The sequence below is a fragment of the Nioella sp. genome, assembly GCF_965215655.1.
GTDB lineage: Bacteria > Pseudomonadota > Alphaproteobacteria > Rhodobacterales > Rhodobacteraceae > Nioella.
Window position 1 is genome coordinate 1,304,585 of record NZ_OZ244111.1, and the last position, 14,211, is coordinate 1,318,795.

The 14,211-nt window shown below is 63.7% G+C and carries 13 protein-coding genes; 8 read left to right on the top strand and 5 right to left on the bottom strand.

The genetic code is table 11. The annotated features are described in order from the left end of the window. Window positions 1-1,428: a circularly permuted type 2 ATP-grasp protein gene (locus tag ACOOEX_RS06735; protein ID WP_420397701.1), complete on the bottom strand. Its 1,428-nt coding sequence runs from the start codon at window positions 1,426-1,428 to the stop codon at window positions 1-3. Between the two features lie 234 nt (window positions 1,429-1,662). Between ACOOEX_RS06735 and ACOOEX_RS06740 the strand changes: the two genes are divergently transcribed. From ACOOEX_RS06740 to ACOOEX_RS06755, 4 genes are all read left to right on the top strand, one after another. Continuing rightward, window positions 1,663-2,280 (top strand): carbonic anhydrase, encoded by a 618-nt coding sequence (locus ACOOEX_RS06740; protein WP_420397702.1) that lies wholly within the window; start codon window positions 1,663-1,665, stop codon window positions 2,278-2,280. A 12-nt stretch (window positions 2,281-2,292) separates the two neighbouring features. Further along, window positions 2,293-2,790 (top strand): DUF2478 domain-containing protein, encoded by a 498-nt coding sequence (locus ACOOEX_RS06745; RefSeq protein WP_420397703.1) that lies wholly within the window; start codon window positions 2,293-2,295, stop codon window positions 2,788-2,790. Between the two features lie 369 nt (window positions 2,791-3,159). Beyond that, window positions 3,160-4,182: an AraC family transcriptional regulator gene (locus tag ACOOEX_RS06750; RefSeq protein WP_420397704.1), complete on the top strand. Its 1,023-nt coding sequence runs from the start codon at window positions 3,160-3,162 to the stop codon at window positions 4,180-4,182. A gap of 96 nt (window positions 4,183-4,278) precedes the next feature. After that, window positions 4,279-5,478 carry a serine hydrolase domain-containing protein gene (locus ACOOEX_RS06755; protein WP_420397705.1) on the top strand — a complete coding sequence of 400 codons (1,200 nt, stop codon included), beginning with the start codon at window positions 4,279-4,281 and terminating at the stop codon, window positions 5,476-5,478. 302 nt (window positions 5,479-5,780) lie between these two features. On the opposite strand, the gene ACOOEX_RS06760 is transcribed toward ACOOEX_RS06755, so the two are convergent. Continuing rightward, entirely contained in the window at window positions 5,781-6,017 is a 237-nt protein-coding gene (locus ACOOEX_RS06760) for an Lrp/AsnC ligand binding domain-containing protein (protein ID WP_071690194.1), read from the bottom strand. A gap of 102 nt (window positions 6,018-6,119) precedes the next feature. Between ACOOEX_RS06760 and ACOOEX_RS06765 the strand changes: the two genes are divergently transcribed. The 3 genes from ACOOEX_RS06765 to ACOOEX_RS06775 are packed head-to-tail and all read left to right on the top strand — an operon-like array spanning window position 6,120 to window position 8,910. Continuing rightward, window positions 6,120-7,049, top strand: a complete 930-nt coding sequence (locus tag ACOOEX_RS06765) for a helix-turn-helix domain-containing protein (RefSeq protein WP_420397706.1) — start codon at window positions 6,120-6,122, stop codon at window positions 7,047-7,049. A 54-nt stretch (window positions 7,050-7,103) separates the two neighbouring features. Next, the gene (locus ACOOEX_RS06770; protein ID WP_420397707.1) at window positions 7,104-8,153 is read left to right on the top strand and encodes a CaiB/BaiF CoA transferase family protein; all 1,050 of its coding nucleotides are present in this window, start codon (window positions 7,104-7,106) and stop codon (window positions 8,151-8,153) included. Between the two features lie 16 nt (window positions 8,154-8,169). Continuing rightward, window positions 8,170-8,910, top strand: a complete 741-nt coding sequence (locus ACOOEX_RS06775) for an enoyl-CoA hydratase/isomerase family protein (protein WP_420397708.1) — start codon at window positions 8,170-8,172, stop codon at window positions 8,908-8,910. A gap of 154 nt (window positions 8,911-9,064) precedes the next feature. Here the strand turns inward: ACOOEX_RS06775 and ACOOEX_RS06780 are convergent, their stop codons facing one another. From ACOOEX_RS06780 to ACOOEX_RS06790, 3 genes are read right to left on the bottom strand one after another with little or no spacing between them, the layout of a single operon-like run. Beyond that, complete coding sequence (locus tag ACOOEX_RS06780; protein ID WP_420397709.1) at window positions 9,065-10,291, bottom strand: efflux RND transporter periplasmic adaptor subunit; 1,227 nt, start codon at window positions 10,289-10,291, stop codon at window positions 9,065-9,067. Window positions 10,292-10,297: 6 nt separating this feature from the next. Continuing rightward, window positions 10,298-12,664, bottom strand: coding sequence for an FtsX-like permease family protein (locus ACOOEX_RS06785; RefSeq protein ID WP_420397710.1), 2,367 nt, complete (start codon window positions 12,662-12,664; stop codon window positions 10,298-10,300). Next, window positions 12,658-13,392: an ABC transporter ATP-binding protein gene (locus ACOOEX_RS06790; RefSeq protein ID WP_420397711.1), complete on the bottom strand. Its 735-nt coding sequence runs from the start codon at window positions 13,390-13,392 to the stop codon at window positions 12,658-12,660. Before ACOOEX_RS06790 ends, ACOOEX_RS06785 begins: the two co-directional genes overlap by 7 nt. 141 nt (window positions 13,393-13,533) lie before the next feature. On the opposite strand from ACOOEX_RS06790, the gene ACOOEX_RS06795 reads away from it, so the two are divergent. Next, the gene (locus ACOOEX_RS06795) at window positions 13,534-14,199 is read left to right on the top strand and encodes a Crp/Fnr family transcriptional regulator (RefSeq protein WP_420397712.1); all 666 of its coding nucleotides are present in this window, start codon (window positions 13,534-13,536) and stop codon (window positions 14,197-14,199) included. Window positions 14,200-14,211: the final 12 nt, after the last annotated feature.

The following is a 14,211-nucleotide window of genomic DNA, read 5'->3' on the forward strand; positions in this document are numbered from 1 at the left end:
TTAGTCCCCCAGAACCCAGGTGTCTTTGGTGCCGCCGCCCTGGCTGGAATTGACCACCAGAGAGCCCTTCTTCAGCGCCACGCGGGTCAGACCGCCAGGCGTGATTTCGACCTTGTTGGGAGAGACCAGAACAAAGGGGCGCAGGTCGACATGACGCGGCGCAAGCCCTGCCTTGGACAGGATCGGCACGGTGGACAGGGCCAGCGTGGGCTGCGCGATATAGTTCGAGGGCCGGGCGCGCAGTTTCTTCTCAAAGGCCGCGATTTCCTTTTTCGAGGCGGCGGGGCCGACCAGCATCCCGTAGCCACCCGATCCATGCACCTCCTTGACCACCAGTTCCGACAGGTGATCCAGCACATAGGCAAGCGAGTCCGCCTCGGAACAGCGCCATGTCGGCACGTTTTGCAGGATCGCCCGTTCGCCGGTGTAGAACTCGACGATATCGGGCATGTAGCTGTAAAGCGCCTTGTCATCGGCGATGCCTGTACCCGGCGCGTTGGCGATGGTGATATTGCCCGCGCGGTAGACATCCATGATGCCGGGCACGCCAAGCAGGCTGTCGGGGTTGAAGGTCAGCGGGTCGAGATACTCGTCATCAACTCGGCGATAAAGCACGTCAATCGGGTGATACCCTTGGGTTGTGCGCATTGCCACGCGGCCGTTTTCCACGACCAGATCATGGCTTTCGACCAGTTCCGCCCCCATCTGGTCGGCCAGGAACGCATGTTCGAAATAGGCGGAGTTGTGGATTCCGGGGGTCAGAACCGCCACCGTGGGCCGGTCGGTCAGTCCGTCGGGCGCGCAATCGGCCAGCGACCGGCGCAGAAGTTGCGGGTAGGCGCTGACGGGGCGCACTTTCAGCTGGCTGAACAGTTCCGGGAACATCTGCAACATGGTTTCCCGGTTTTCCAGCATGTAGCTGACACCGGAGGGGGTGCGGGCATTGTCCTCCAGCACGAAGAATTCGTTTTCTCCGGTGCGCACCAGATCGGTGCCGACGATATGGGTATAGACGCCGCCGGGCGGGTTGACCCCGATCATTTCCGGCAGAAACGCGGTGTTCTTCGAGATGATTTCCCTGGGGATGCGGCCCGCGCGCAGGATTTCCTGCCGGTGATAGATATCGTGCAGGAAGGCGTTGATCGCGCGCACCCGCTGTTCGATGCCGCGTTCCAGCGTGGCCCATTCGCGCGCCGAAATGATGCGGGGCACGATATCGAAGGGGATCAGCCTCTCGTCCGCCTCGTCCTGCCCGTAGACGTTGAAGGTGATGCCGATCCGGCGAAAAAAGGCCTCCGCCTCTCTCGACTTGCGGCGGAGGTCCTTGAGATCCTCATTGGCGAACCACTGGAAATAGGACTCGTAGGGCGGGCGGGGCTGGTCCGGCTGTGCCAGCATTTCATCGAAGGTGGAACCTGTGTCTGCCATATAACCACTATGTGCGAGTTTTGAGACTAATCAATTGGCAAATTCGGTTATCGAGGATGCAAGCCGATCTGGGGGATGGGGCGCATGGCGGCTCGATGACCCGTGCGGGTGCCTGAAATTTGAGCATCAAGGCCCATTATTCAGACGCTTCAGGGTTGGGCGGGCTGTGCTTTGCCTTGACGCAGGCCCGCGCCCGGATTTGGATGGACATCGGCCAGGGCGGAGGACCATCCCATGCTGCACCATTTGCTGGCACGAAATTCGGATTGGGCCGAGGCCCGGCGGCGGGCGGACCCTGCCTATTTCCTGCGCATGGCCCAGGGGCAGAAACCCAGTTATTTCTGGATCGGCTGTTCCGACAGCCGAGTGCCGGAGAACGTGGTGGGCGGGCTCGATCCCGGCGAAATCTTCGTGCATCGCAACGTCGCCAACCTTGTGCATTCCACCGATTTCAGCCTGCTCAGTGCGCTGGAATTCGCCATCGACGTTCTGGGGATTCGCGAGATCATCGTTTGCGGTCATACCGGCTGCGGCGGCATCGCGGCGGCCAGCCAGGGGCTGGTCAACGGGCTGGCCGATCACTGGCTGGAAGCGCTGCGGCGGCTGGCCCGGCGCAACGAGGCGGATCTGTCGGCCTTTCCCGAGGGTCCGGCCCGCAATGACAGGCTGGCGGAACTGAGCGTGATCGAGGCGGTCGCGCGGCTTGCTGAAACGCCGATCCTGCAGCGCGCATGGGCGCGCGGCGACCGGGTTTCGGTGCACGGGCTGCTCTATCGGCTGTCCGAGGGTGAGCTGCGCAACCTTGACGTCACGCTGACAGGGGCGCATCTGGGCCGTGACGCACAGAAGTGAAAGGGCGAAGCCATGAAGATCGGATATGTCATGTCGCCGGGGCGCGGCGATGTGGACCGGGTGCTTGGTCGCTTCGTCGAAACGCTGATGGCGCGGGGCGTGGACGTGGCGGGCGTTGTGCAGACCAACACCGATTGCGGGCCGGCGAAGGCTTGCGACATGGATGTGGAGGTGCTGCCCTCTGGCCCCGTTTTGAGGATTTCGCAGGATCTCGGGCCCGGGTCACGCGGCTGCCGTCTGAACCCCGACGCGCTGGAACAGGCCGTGGGGCTGGTGGGCCAGCGGTTGACGGGCGACACGCGCCTGCTGGTGGTCAACAAGTTCGGCAAGCAGGAGGCCGAGGGCCGCGGCTTTCGCGAGGTAATCGGCACGGCGCTGGCGCAGGATATTCCGGTCGTGGTGGGGCTGAACGGGCTGAACCGTGACGCCTTCGAGGCGTTTTGCGGCGGCATGGCCGAGGCGTTGACCCCGGATGTGCAGGTGTTGTTGGAGTGGTTCGGCGAGGGCTGAACCGTGGCGGTGCAGGGCTGACGACCGAGAGTGGGGGGGGCTGCATTCGACGGCTATGTATGTCGGCTTTGCGGACGAAGCGCCAATTTGCTGCGCGCGCTCTAGCGGCTGCTGTCGGCGCAGCGCGACGATGGCATTTACTGGTCGGGCGGAGCGCCAACATTCGCTGCGGCATGAGCCAATGTCGGGATTGGTGTGGTCGAATTCAGTGTCGTTGGACTCTGATCGTCGGATCTAACTTCCAGCCGGGGCCGCGTCAGTCGAGGCACCTCGCTGTAAGCATGTCTAATGCTTAACGCTCGGTGCCCGACTTCTGTCGCGCAAAAAACCGTGTTACATTAAGAACTGACCAGGAGGGGGAGAGGCGTCTTGCTTGAACATGCGCTTGTTCTGGATTCGGTGGGCATGCCGATCTGTCACCAGCAAAAGACCCATTCTGCTGATTGGGACGAGGTCGAGGACTTCTGCCGGTCGGTCTATATGCGGTATCGGGTGCGGCCTTTGGATCGCTCGTCGCGACCAGACGCGACGATGATTTCGGCGAAGGCGGGCAGTGTAACCATGACCCGGTTTGCCTATGGCACAGGTATCCACCTTGACCGGTTCGATCCTGACGCCGGAAATATTCTCGTTTTGAACACCCTGCGCGGGGCGTTGGATCATCAAACCGACGGCGGCTCTGTTTGCACCGGGGCAGGGGAAAGCTTTGTCGTCGATTGTTCCCGAGCTGAATACTGGCTTGAGGGTGATCCCGACCATATGCAGCTGAACCTTACGATCCCGCATCAGGCGATGGCGGACACGGCGGCGCGGTGGTTTGGTTTCGTGCCTGATGACCGGCTATGGACCAGTCGCGTGAAGATCGGCGGCCCCAACTCGGCCTGGCCCGCGCTGCTCGATTATGCCGCCCGTGCTTTGACGAGCGAGGGCAAAGTCTCATCGGACACCGTACTGGCGCGGCATATTGAAGAGATGCTCTGCGTCGAACTGCTGCGCCAGTGGGCATCGGCGGCTGGATTGTGTCTTGAAACCGGGGCCCGCTGTGCGGCTCCCGCCTATGTTCGCTTGGCCGAAGAGATCATGGAAGCCGAAGCGCGCGAGGCACCTTCAATCGGCGATGTGGCCAAGCGTGTCGGTGTTTCTGCGCGCACGCTGTCCGGAGGGTTTCAGAAGTTCCGGGGCATCTCCCCCCGCGCTTTTCTCGCCGCGCGGCGGCTTGAGGGGTTTCGCCAGGACCTTGAAACGATGCCAGAAGATGTGACCGTCACTACAATCGCGTGCGATTGGGGTTTTTCGAACTTCGGTGCCTTGGCCGGCCGGTATCGCGATAGGTTCGGAGAAACGCCTTCCCGGACACGGTACCGATCATCGCGACGGGTCCGTCATCACTAACTTTGCTTCCGAAACCGGACACGCCATGCCGATCAGGGACAGCGCGCCCGCTTGGCGTCCCGCAGTCTTCCCTGCACGTCTCAAAGGGAGGAACCAATGAAAGACATCAACTTGGAAGACCTGAAAACACGTTGTGACGCGGTTCTGAATGGGCTGGTCACAGGTTCATCGCGCGTGCCCGGTGTTGTCGCGATGGCGACGGACCGCACAGGCGATATCTATTCCGGCGCCGCTGGCGAACGGCGCCTAGGCGGCGACAAAATGACCGAGGATACGGTCTTCGCCATCTTCTCGACCACCAAGGCCATCGCGGGCACAACAGCTCTGCAATGTGTCGAGGAAGGTCTTCTGGACCTCGATGCCCCTGCAAAGGACTACGCTCCGGCGATCGGAGAGCTCCAGGTGATCGACGGGTTCGACGCTGACGGCACCCCCCGCCTGCGCGCCCCGAAGAGCGATGTCACGACCCGTCAATTGATGCTGCACACCGCTGGTTTCGGCTATGACTTCTTCAACGAGATCTACAAGCGCCTCGCAGAAGAGCAAGGCCAGCCATCGGTCGTCACCGGGAGCCGTGCCTGTATCGAAACGCCACTGTTGTTCGATCCGGGCACGAAGTGGGAATACGGTACAAATATCGACTGGGTCGGACAGGTCGTCGAAGGCATCCGCGGCAAACGGCTGGGTGAGGTCATGCAAGAGAGAATCTTCGACCAGCTGGGCATGCAGGATATCGCCTTTACCCGGACGCCCGACATGAAAGAGCGGACCGCGACCATCCACGCCCGGGGCGAAGATGGCGGGCTGGTGCCAATGGACGACTTCGCATTACCCGATGACCCCGAGGTCCATATGGGCGGCCACGGGCTTTATGCGACTGTGCCGGAATACATGAAGTTCATTCGCATGTGGTTGAACGATGGAGCCGGCCCGAATGGTCAGGTCCTGAAACCCGAAACCGTGGAGTGGGCCGTGCAGGGGGCGCTTGTCCCACCGCAGAAAGTCACCGTGCTTCCGGGCGTCATCCCGTCTCTTTCCAACGATGCAGAGTTCTTCCCTGGCATGCCCAAGGATTGGTCCTACACCTTCATGGTCAATTCAGAAGAGGCTCCGACCGGTCGTCCTGCCGGTGCCATCGGCTGGGCCGGGCTGGCGAACAGCTACTACTGGATCGACCGCAAGAATGGTGTTGGCGGATACTGGGCGACGCAGATTCTACCGTTCGCGGATGGCGTCTCTTTTCCGGGTTACATGGAATTCGAAAGCGCAGTCTACGCGGCACTGTCAGGCCAATAACGAGAATTTCCGATATGTAGAAGGACGGGGTACGAATGCGCCCCGTCCGACGTTGCGATTGTCGCACGTTAAATAGCACGAACAAAAGCGGCCATTGGCCGCTCATGGACAGAACGCCCGCAGCGTGCCTTCTCCGTGATGACCAATGGCAGCAATGCACAGCTCTTGCTCGTTCATGCTTTGCGCAGCACCGGACACTCTGGGCTCGAAGCCGACATCCGCCCAAAGTGCATCACCTCAATTGGCGTCCACGTGTGACAGGCGCATGTCTCTGAAGAGTCACCAGAGCCCATAGCCGCCCTTCAGAACGCCTTGAACGTCAGCGTTGTCAGGGTCCGCTCGATCCCCGGCACGTCGCAGAGGCGCTCGTTGATGTAGCGGCCTATGTCTTCGCCCTCGGGGATGATCAGCTTGACCAGCAGGTCATATTCGCCCGAGGTGGAGAAGAGCTCGGCATGGATCTCCTTCAGGACGATATTGAAGGCCACGTCATAGGTGGTGCCGGGCTTGCAACGGATCTGGACGAAGACGGTCTGCATTGGGGGAATCCTGCGAATGGGTCTGCCGCCAAGTTGACCCGTCTTTGGCGTCGGGATCAACCCGGACTATCCCGAGGCGGGGCAACGGGTTAGGGTTTCGCCATGACCAACACGCTTCCCTATCGGTTCCTGCTGCTGCCCGGCTTTGACCTGGCCGCTTTGGGCGCGGCCTCGACCGTGCTGACCGAGGCGGGGGTGACCTTCCAGACCACGGCGCTGTCGGGCGCGTCGGTGCCGGGGGATAGCGGGGTGCATGTTGCGCACGGCGGGCCGGTGCCACCGATGGAACCGGGCGATGCTCTGGTGGTGTTCAGCGGGCTGACCCTGTCGGATATGGACCGGGAGGGCGCTTTGGCGGCACTGCGCCGGGCGCGGCGGCAGGGCGGGCGGATCTGGGCCGTTGGGGGCGGGGTGTGGCTCTTGGCGCAGCTCGATCTACCGCAGGGGCTGGAGCTTTCGGTCAATCCCGCGACCGCGGCGGCGATGGACGGAATGCGGCGCAAACCGGCACTGACCGACGCGCCCTTCGTCTGGACGCCGGAGATCGCTACCGCGCGGGCGGCGCATGTGGCGGCGCTGATGCGCTATGACCTGGCGATTGACCGCGCCAGTGATGCCGATGCCGCGCCTTTGTCGCCCGCCGACCGGAACGCCGAGGCCGCGCGATCTCAGCTTCTGCCATTGGAGGAACGCTACGCCACCCGGCACAAGGTGGTCGTCGCGGGGTTGCAGATCATGCGGGCGAATCTGTTCCGGCCGGTCTCCGTCGCGGCGCTGGCCTTGTCGCTTGGCCTGTCACAGCGGCAGCTGGAACGCCTTTTCGAAAAGGAATTGGGGGACACGCCGGGACCGATCTATCGGGAAATGCGGCTGGAGGCGGCGCGGATCGAGGTGCGGCAGGGGCGTCGCCCGATGCAGGAGATTGCCCATGATTTCGGCTTCACCTCGGGCAGTTTTTCCAAGACCTATCTGCGCCAGTTCGGGGTGACGCCCTCGAGCGACCGGCGTGCGGCCATCGGCGGGGCGGTTTGACCGCTTGACCCCACGGGCGCGCCCGCCATGCTGGCCGAGAACACGGAGGATGGGATGAGCGAGACACAGCGCAGCGGGCCGCTCGCGGGCCTGAAAGTGGTGGAAATGGTGGGGCTTGGCCCCGGACCCTTCGCGGGCATGCTGCTGGCCGATATGGGGGCCGAGGTGGTGGGCATCGACCGGCCCGGCGGCGTCTCGATCAACCTGCCGCACGACATCTGCCGCCGGGGCAAGCGGTTTCTTGAGGTTGACGTGAAATCCCGCGCGGGCCGCGCCACGGTGCTGAACGAGATCCTGACCGCCGATGTGCTGATCGAAGGCAACCGCCCCGGCGTGATGGAACGGCTGGGGCTGGGACCGGAAGATTGCTGGCAGGCCAACCCGCGCCTTGTTTATGGCCGCATGACCGGGTGGGGGCAGGAGGGGCCGCTGGCGCAGGCGGCGGGCCATGACCTCAATTACATCGCTTTGGCGGGCGCGCTTCACCCGATGGGGGAACCGGATGCGCCGCCACCTGTTCCGATGAACCTGGTGGGCGACTATGGCGGCGGCGCGATGTTCCTGGCGTTTGGCGTGATGGCGGCGGTTTATGAGGCGCAGCGGTCGGGCAAGGGGCAGGTGGTGGACGCGGCGATGGTGGACGGGGCCTCGCTGATGATGAGCATGTTCCATTCCCTGCGCGCCTCAGGCTGGTGGACCGAGGCGCGCGGGGCGAATTTCCTCGATGGCGGGGCGCATTTCTATGGCTGTTATGCCTGTTCAGACGGGCTGTTTGTCTCGGTCGGCGCCATTGAGGCACCTTTCATGAAGGTACTGATCGACAAGGCGGGATTGCCTGCGGATTGGCTCGACAAGCACATGGACCGGGTAAACTGGCCTGCGCTGAAGGCGGAGCTTGCGGCGCTCTTTGCAACGCGCTCGCAGGCGGAGTGGTGTGACCTCTTGGAAGGGACCGACGCCTGTTTCGCCCCGGTCCTGCCGTTCTGGGAGGCGCCCGATCACCCGCACGCGCTGGCACGAAACGCGTTCATTCGGCGCGAAAATGTGATAGAACCGGCCCCTGCGCCGCGCTTTTCGCGGACGAAACCCGATTTGGCGAAATAGATATGAAGGAGATTTGATGACAAGAATTCTTTGCGAAACATTTGATACCTATGCGATTTTGACACTCAACAAACCTGCGCGCCGGAATGTTCTGGGCACGCAGACCGCTTTGGACCTCCAGACCCATCTGGCCGCTTTGGCCGAAGACAACACCATCCGTTCGGTCATTCTGACTGGTGCCGGAAAGGGCTTTTGCGCGGGCAGCGACCTTCGGGAACTTGCAGCGCTCGACCGCGACGGGCGGGTGGCGCATGAGGCGGCGACAGCCGCTGCGGTGCGGGCGATTTCCGCCCATCCCGTTCCGGTGATCGCGGCGGTCGAGGGCCATGCGCTAGGCGGCGGCTTCGTTCTGGCCACGGCCTGCGATCTGGTGGTGACAGGGCGCTCGGCCAGATGGGCGATGCCGGAAGTGCCCAAGGGGTTCTTCCCGCCCTGGGGCATGGCCCCCTTGTTGGCGCGGGTGGGTCCGGCGCGGGCGCAGCTGATTGTTCTGGGTATCGAAGAGATGACCGGGGAAGACGCGGTGAAAGCCGGGGTCGCCGACCAGCTGACCTGGGATGAAAAGGCGCTGGAGTCCGCCAGAGGAGCGGCCATGCGCATTGCCATGCTGCCCGACAGCGCCGCGCGCAAGGTCAAGCGTTTCTTCGGACCGAAGATGACCGCGCAGGCCGAGGCGATGGATGCAGAGGCGAGCGTGCTCTTTGCCGAGGATTGCAACGGCCCCGCCGCGCAGGACACGTTCCGACGGTTCCGCTGACCTGCAACCGGGGCGGTCTGTCGTCCCGCGCGGGCCTGTCTTGTGCCTCTGGGCCAGCCATGGGGGCTGTGGCGAACCGGATCACGGAGGGCGGCCAGCTCGGATCGCAATGGCTACGCTCGTTTTCGCGCGGGCCACCCCCGCGCAGCTTCGCTCAGTTCACAACCCGTTGCGCGACGGAATGCCCCTCGGACAGGGCCGCTGAGGGGTAGAGGATGACGGTCTCATTCTCTGACAGGCCGGACAGAACCTCTGCCTCAATGCCATTGTTGTGGCCGATTTCGACCGGGCGGGTGGTGGCCGTGCCGTTCTCCACCACGAAGACGGCCCATCCACCAGCCGCCCGGAACAGCGCGGCCGAGGGCACGATCAGCGCGCTATCGTCTTCCCAGACGACAATGCGCAGTTCAACGCGAAAGCCATGCCCCAACCCTTCCCGGTCCTCGCCCGGGCCGGTGAAATCTATCAGCACATTCACGCGCTGTTCCTGCACCCCAAGCGCCGAATATTGCGTGGTGCCGAACGGGTCGATCCGGGTCACGACACCGGGCAGGGGAACCGGCTGGCCCCAGTTTTCGATGATCACCCGGTCGCCGGGGCTGACCTGAACCGCGTCAGTAGAGAGCAGCGCGACACTGACCGCCAGATCGCCCTCGATATTGCCGATTTCCATGATCGGCGTACCTGCCCCGAGCGTGGTTTCGCTTTGCTGGATCACCTGCAGGATGGTGCCATCGGCGGGCGCCATCAGCGGAATCGCGTGGTTGTCATTGGCGATTGCGCCCCACAGCCCCTGATCGTCGAAACTGATCAACCGGGCCTGCGCGATATCGAGATCGGCTTCGCGCATGGCAATCGCGGCCTCGGCGGTATCGACGGTGGCATCGGCGGCGCGGGCGGCGCGCTGCGCGCGTTCCAGTGCAGCGGCGCTGACCGTGCCGCTTTCGGCCAGCGTTTCCGTGCGCTCCAGATCGGCCTGCGCCAGATCCTGTTCAGCGAGCGCCGCGTTGCGGTCGGCCTGTGCCACGCGAAGCGCGGCTTCGGCGGCGGCGACGGCAGCGCGTGCCTGTTCGCGGGACGAGATGTCCAAAGCGGCGGGGTTCAGCGGTTCCATCACAGCGACCTGGGATTCTCCGCGCGTGACCGGATCGCCCGGCTCCACCTCGACCCGCAGCAGCCGTCCGGCCACAGGGGTCGAGACGACATAGGCGTCGCGCACCTGCGTGCGGCCTTCCTCGTCGATGGTCTGCATCATCGCCCCGCGCGTGACGGTGCCGAAATCCACCAGCGTCGGTTGCGGCCAGAAGGCAGCGGTCAGTGCGGCGGCGACAATGACAATCGCGCCGAGGGTGAGGGGCAGTCTGGAACGTCTGCGGGCCATCTGGAGTTACTCCCTCGTTTTCAGGGCCAGGACAAGATCGGCCTTGTCGATCTGGCGTTTGACCATCCAGCCGGAAAACGCCGCCGAAGCCAGCACGGCAACGGCTGCCGTGCCGATGGAACTGGGGTCGGGATAGGCGGAAACCTGGTAGATATCGTTGGAAAAGGCCTCGCTGACCGCCCAGGCCAGACCGAAGCCGAAACCGGACCCGATGGGGATCGCCAGCAGGGTGACGACGACCAGCTCACCAAGCAGAACGAAGCTGACCTCGGCGCGGGTGAAGCCCACGACGCGCAAGGACGCCAGGTCGCGGGCGCGTTCGGCATAGGCGATGCGGGCGGCGTTGTAGACCACGCCGAAAGTGATCACGCCCGCAATGAAGGCCATGACATAGCGCACCGCGCCCGCGCCGGTATCCATGATCCGCTGAAACGCGTCGCGGCTGTCGGATTTCAGGCTGACCCCGGCGATGGTGGGGATGTCATTCAGCCGCTCATAGAGCTCATCGGCCTGATTGGTGTCGATCCTGAGATACACGCCGCTGATCCGCCCCGGCTCACCAATCGCGCGGTTCAGGGCGGCAAGCTCCATATAGGCGGGCGCGCCCATGCGGGTTTCGGCGATGCCGACAACGGGCAGGTCCAGAACGTCCTGCCGACCCTGACGCATTTCGACGGTCAGCCGGTCGCCCGGTTCGATTTGCAGGATGCGGGCCAGGGCGGCCCCCAGGATCACCCCATCCTCGCGCATGGCAATCTCTCGGTCATCGCTGTCGAGCGCCCGGAACAGACGCGCGTCCGGCACCAGACCCGACAGCGCGCCCTGATAGCTGTGCAGACCGTTGCGGAAAACCACCGGGACATGGCGCATCGGTTCCACCTCGATCACGCCTTCCATCCGTTGCAGGGCGAAGATGGCGTCCTCGCTGACCGCATGGGTGAAGCTGACATTGAGGTCGGAGCGGTCTGCCACGGAAAACGTGTGCTCTATGGTGCTGTCGAAACTGGCCATCAGGGCAATCATGGCGACCGACAGCCCCATGCCGCAGGCGATGCCTACGGTGCTGCCCGCCATGCGGATCGGCTGACGGGTGATCCGGCGCAGCACCATGCGAGAGGGCTGGTCGAGGAACCGGTTGAAGGCCGCGCCGATGCGCCCCGTGCGCGAATAGTCGGGCGGGGCAGGGGGGCGCATGGCGGCGGCGGGCGTCAGGCGGAAGACGCGCGCCAGCACCATCAGCCCGCCGAGCGAGGCCACCAGTATCGACAGGCCCACCCCCCAGATGATCGCAGCCGGGTCGACGCGAAAGACGAGGAAGGGGAACTTGTAGAATTCCAGATAGACCTGCACCTGTAACCGACCCGCGAGGATGCCCAATAGCGCCCCGATCACGGCCCCGCCCCCCGCGATCACCAGCACCATGCGCAGGTAATGCAGGGCCACCTCGCGGTCGGTATAGCCGAAGGCCTTCATTAGCCCGATTTCCTCGCGCTCGGACTGGATGATGCGTGTCATGACGATATAGAGCAGGAAGGCCGCGACCCCTAGGAAGATGGGCGGGACCGATTTCGATGTGGCGCGTAGCCCCGCGATTTCTTCGGTCACGAAGCGGTCGGACCCATGATCCTCCAGCCCATAGGCGCCAAGCCCTCCGTAGGGGTCGAGGATACGGTCGACGGCGGCCAGAACCTCGGCCTCCCGAGCGGTACGGCCAAGGGTCAGAAGTGCCTCGTTGAACGCGCCTGCCATGTCATAGGCGGCGGCAAGGGCCGAGCGGCTCATCCAGATCACGCCGAACCGGGCGTCGTCGGGGATAATCTCGCCCGGAGCGGCGACATAGAGAAACTCAGGGCCTTGCGCGAGGCCCACGATGCGGAAATGCCGCCGCGCGCCGTTCATGGTGGCGGACAGGGTGTCGCCCGGATGCAGGTCATGGGCGCGGGCGAAGCTTTCCAGCAAAAGGATCTCATCCTCCTGCCGCGTGTTCAGATGACGGCCATCGACCAGCAGGTAGCCGTTCACCGGAGGCTCGCCCCGGTCGGGCACGGAAATCGCCTGTGCTTGCACCGGAAGGGCACGATTTTCCACGTCAATGAGCGCGCTGCCGGTGACCCTTCCATAGGCAGCGGTGACGCCGGGGATTTCCGCCAGACGCTCGATCAGATGGTTGGGCGCGCGGGCAGCGGGGGCAAAGACCTGCGCCATGCGGTAGCGGTCGTAATAGGCGTCTCGGGTTTCCTGAAGCGAGGTCACCAGCCCGGTTTGCATGACCAGCAGCAACACCCCCACGGCAATCACGGCGGCAATCGCGGCGGCCTGTCCCTTCATGTGCCACAGGTCGCGCCACAGCTTATGGGTCAGCGGGCCTACCAATGGATGTCCTTCGGGTCGAGCTTGGTTTTATTGAGCGTCACATCGCGGATCGCCCCGTCGGCAAAGCGGATCACCCGGTCGGCCATGTCGCCGGTCGCCGCCGCATGGGTGACGATCAGCACCGTGGTGCCCAGTTCCTCGTTCACATCGCGCAGCACCCGCAGCACCTCTCGCCCGGTGGTGGAATCGAGCGCGCCCGTGGGCTCGTCGCAAAGCAGCACCGTGGGGCGTTTGGAGATTGCGCGGGCGATGGCCACCCGCTGCTGTTCGCCGCCCGAAAGCTGTGCGGGGAAATGGGTGATGCGGTCAGTGAGACCCACAAGGGAAAGCGCTTCTGACGGGGCCATCGGGTCGCGGGCGATTTCTGTCACCAGTTCCACGTTTTCCTCGGCGGTGAGCGACGGCATCAGGTTGTAGAACTGAAAGACGAAGCCCACATGATTGCGCCGGTACTGCGTGAGCTGCCGGTCACTCATCGCCGTCAGTTCCTCCTGCCCGAAAAATGCCTGCCCCTCGCTGGCGCTGTCCAACCCGCCGAGAATATTGAGCAGCGTCGACTTGCCGGATCCTGATGGCCCGAGCAGCACGACGAATTCGCCCGCTGGAATGGTCAGGTCCACCCCGCGCAACGCGTGAACGGCGGCCTCTCCTTCGCCATAGGTCTTGGTGAGATTCCGCGTCTCAAAGGCCGCGTGTCCCGCTGCAATGGTGCGTCTTGAGATAGCCATGCTGCACCGTTATCTCAGAAGGCGTCCCTTCCGCTTTGACTATGATCAAGCTGCGGTCGGGATACCATCCCCGGCAGAAGGGCTTGACGCCGCGTTCTCGGGGGGCAGGGTTTGCGCGGTCAATTATGGAAGGTCCAAGGCATGAGCGAAGACTGGATTTCCCGCTTTCAGGGGCTGTCGCGGTTGCCCGAGCGCATCCGCGGAATCCTTGAGACACGCTCTACCGTGATCAAGATGCCCAAGGGCACGGTGATCTTCGGTCCCGGCAATTCGCCGGAAAACCTGCTGTTCCTGCTGGATGGCACGGTGCGTGTGCAGCAACTGGCGGAAAACGGGCGCGAGATCGTGCTCTACCGGGTTCAGGCGGGCGAAAGCTGCGTCATGACCACCGCCTGCCTGCTGGCTTATGAAGACTACAGTGCCGAAGGCGTGGCCGAGACCGATATCAAGGCCGCCGCGATTCCCCGTTCGGTCTTTGATGACCTGATCTCGCAGTCCAAGGAGTTCCGTACTTTCGTCTTTTCTGCCTATTCCAAGCGGATCACCGACCTGTTCCACGTCATCGAGGATATCGCATTTCAACGCATGGATATCCGGCTGGCGCAAAAGCTGCTGGACCTGAAACAAGGCGCCACCGTCAAGGCCACGCATCAGCAACTGGCGGCGGAACTGGGCACCGCGCGCGAGGTGATCTCGCGCCAGTTGTCCGAATTCCAGCGCCGCGACTGGATCAAGCAGACGCGCGGAAACGTGGAACTGCTGGACGAGGCGAGCATTGCGAAACTGGCGCAGTCGGAAGCGGCGTGAGGTGTGACTACC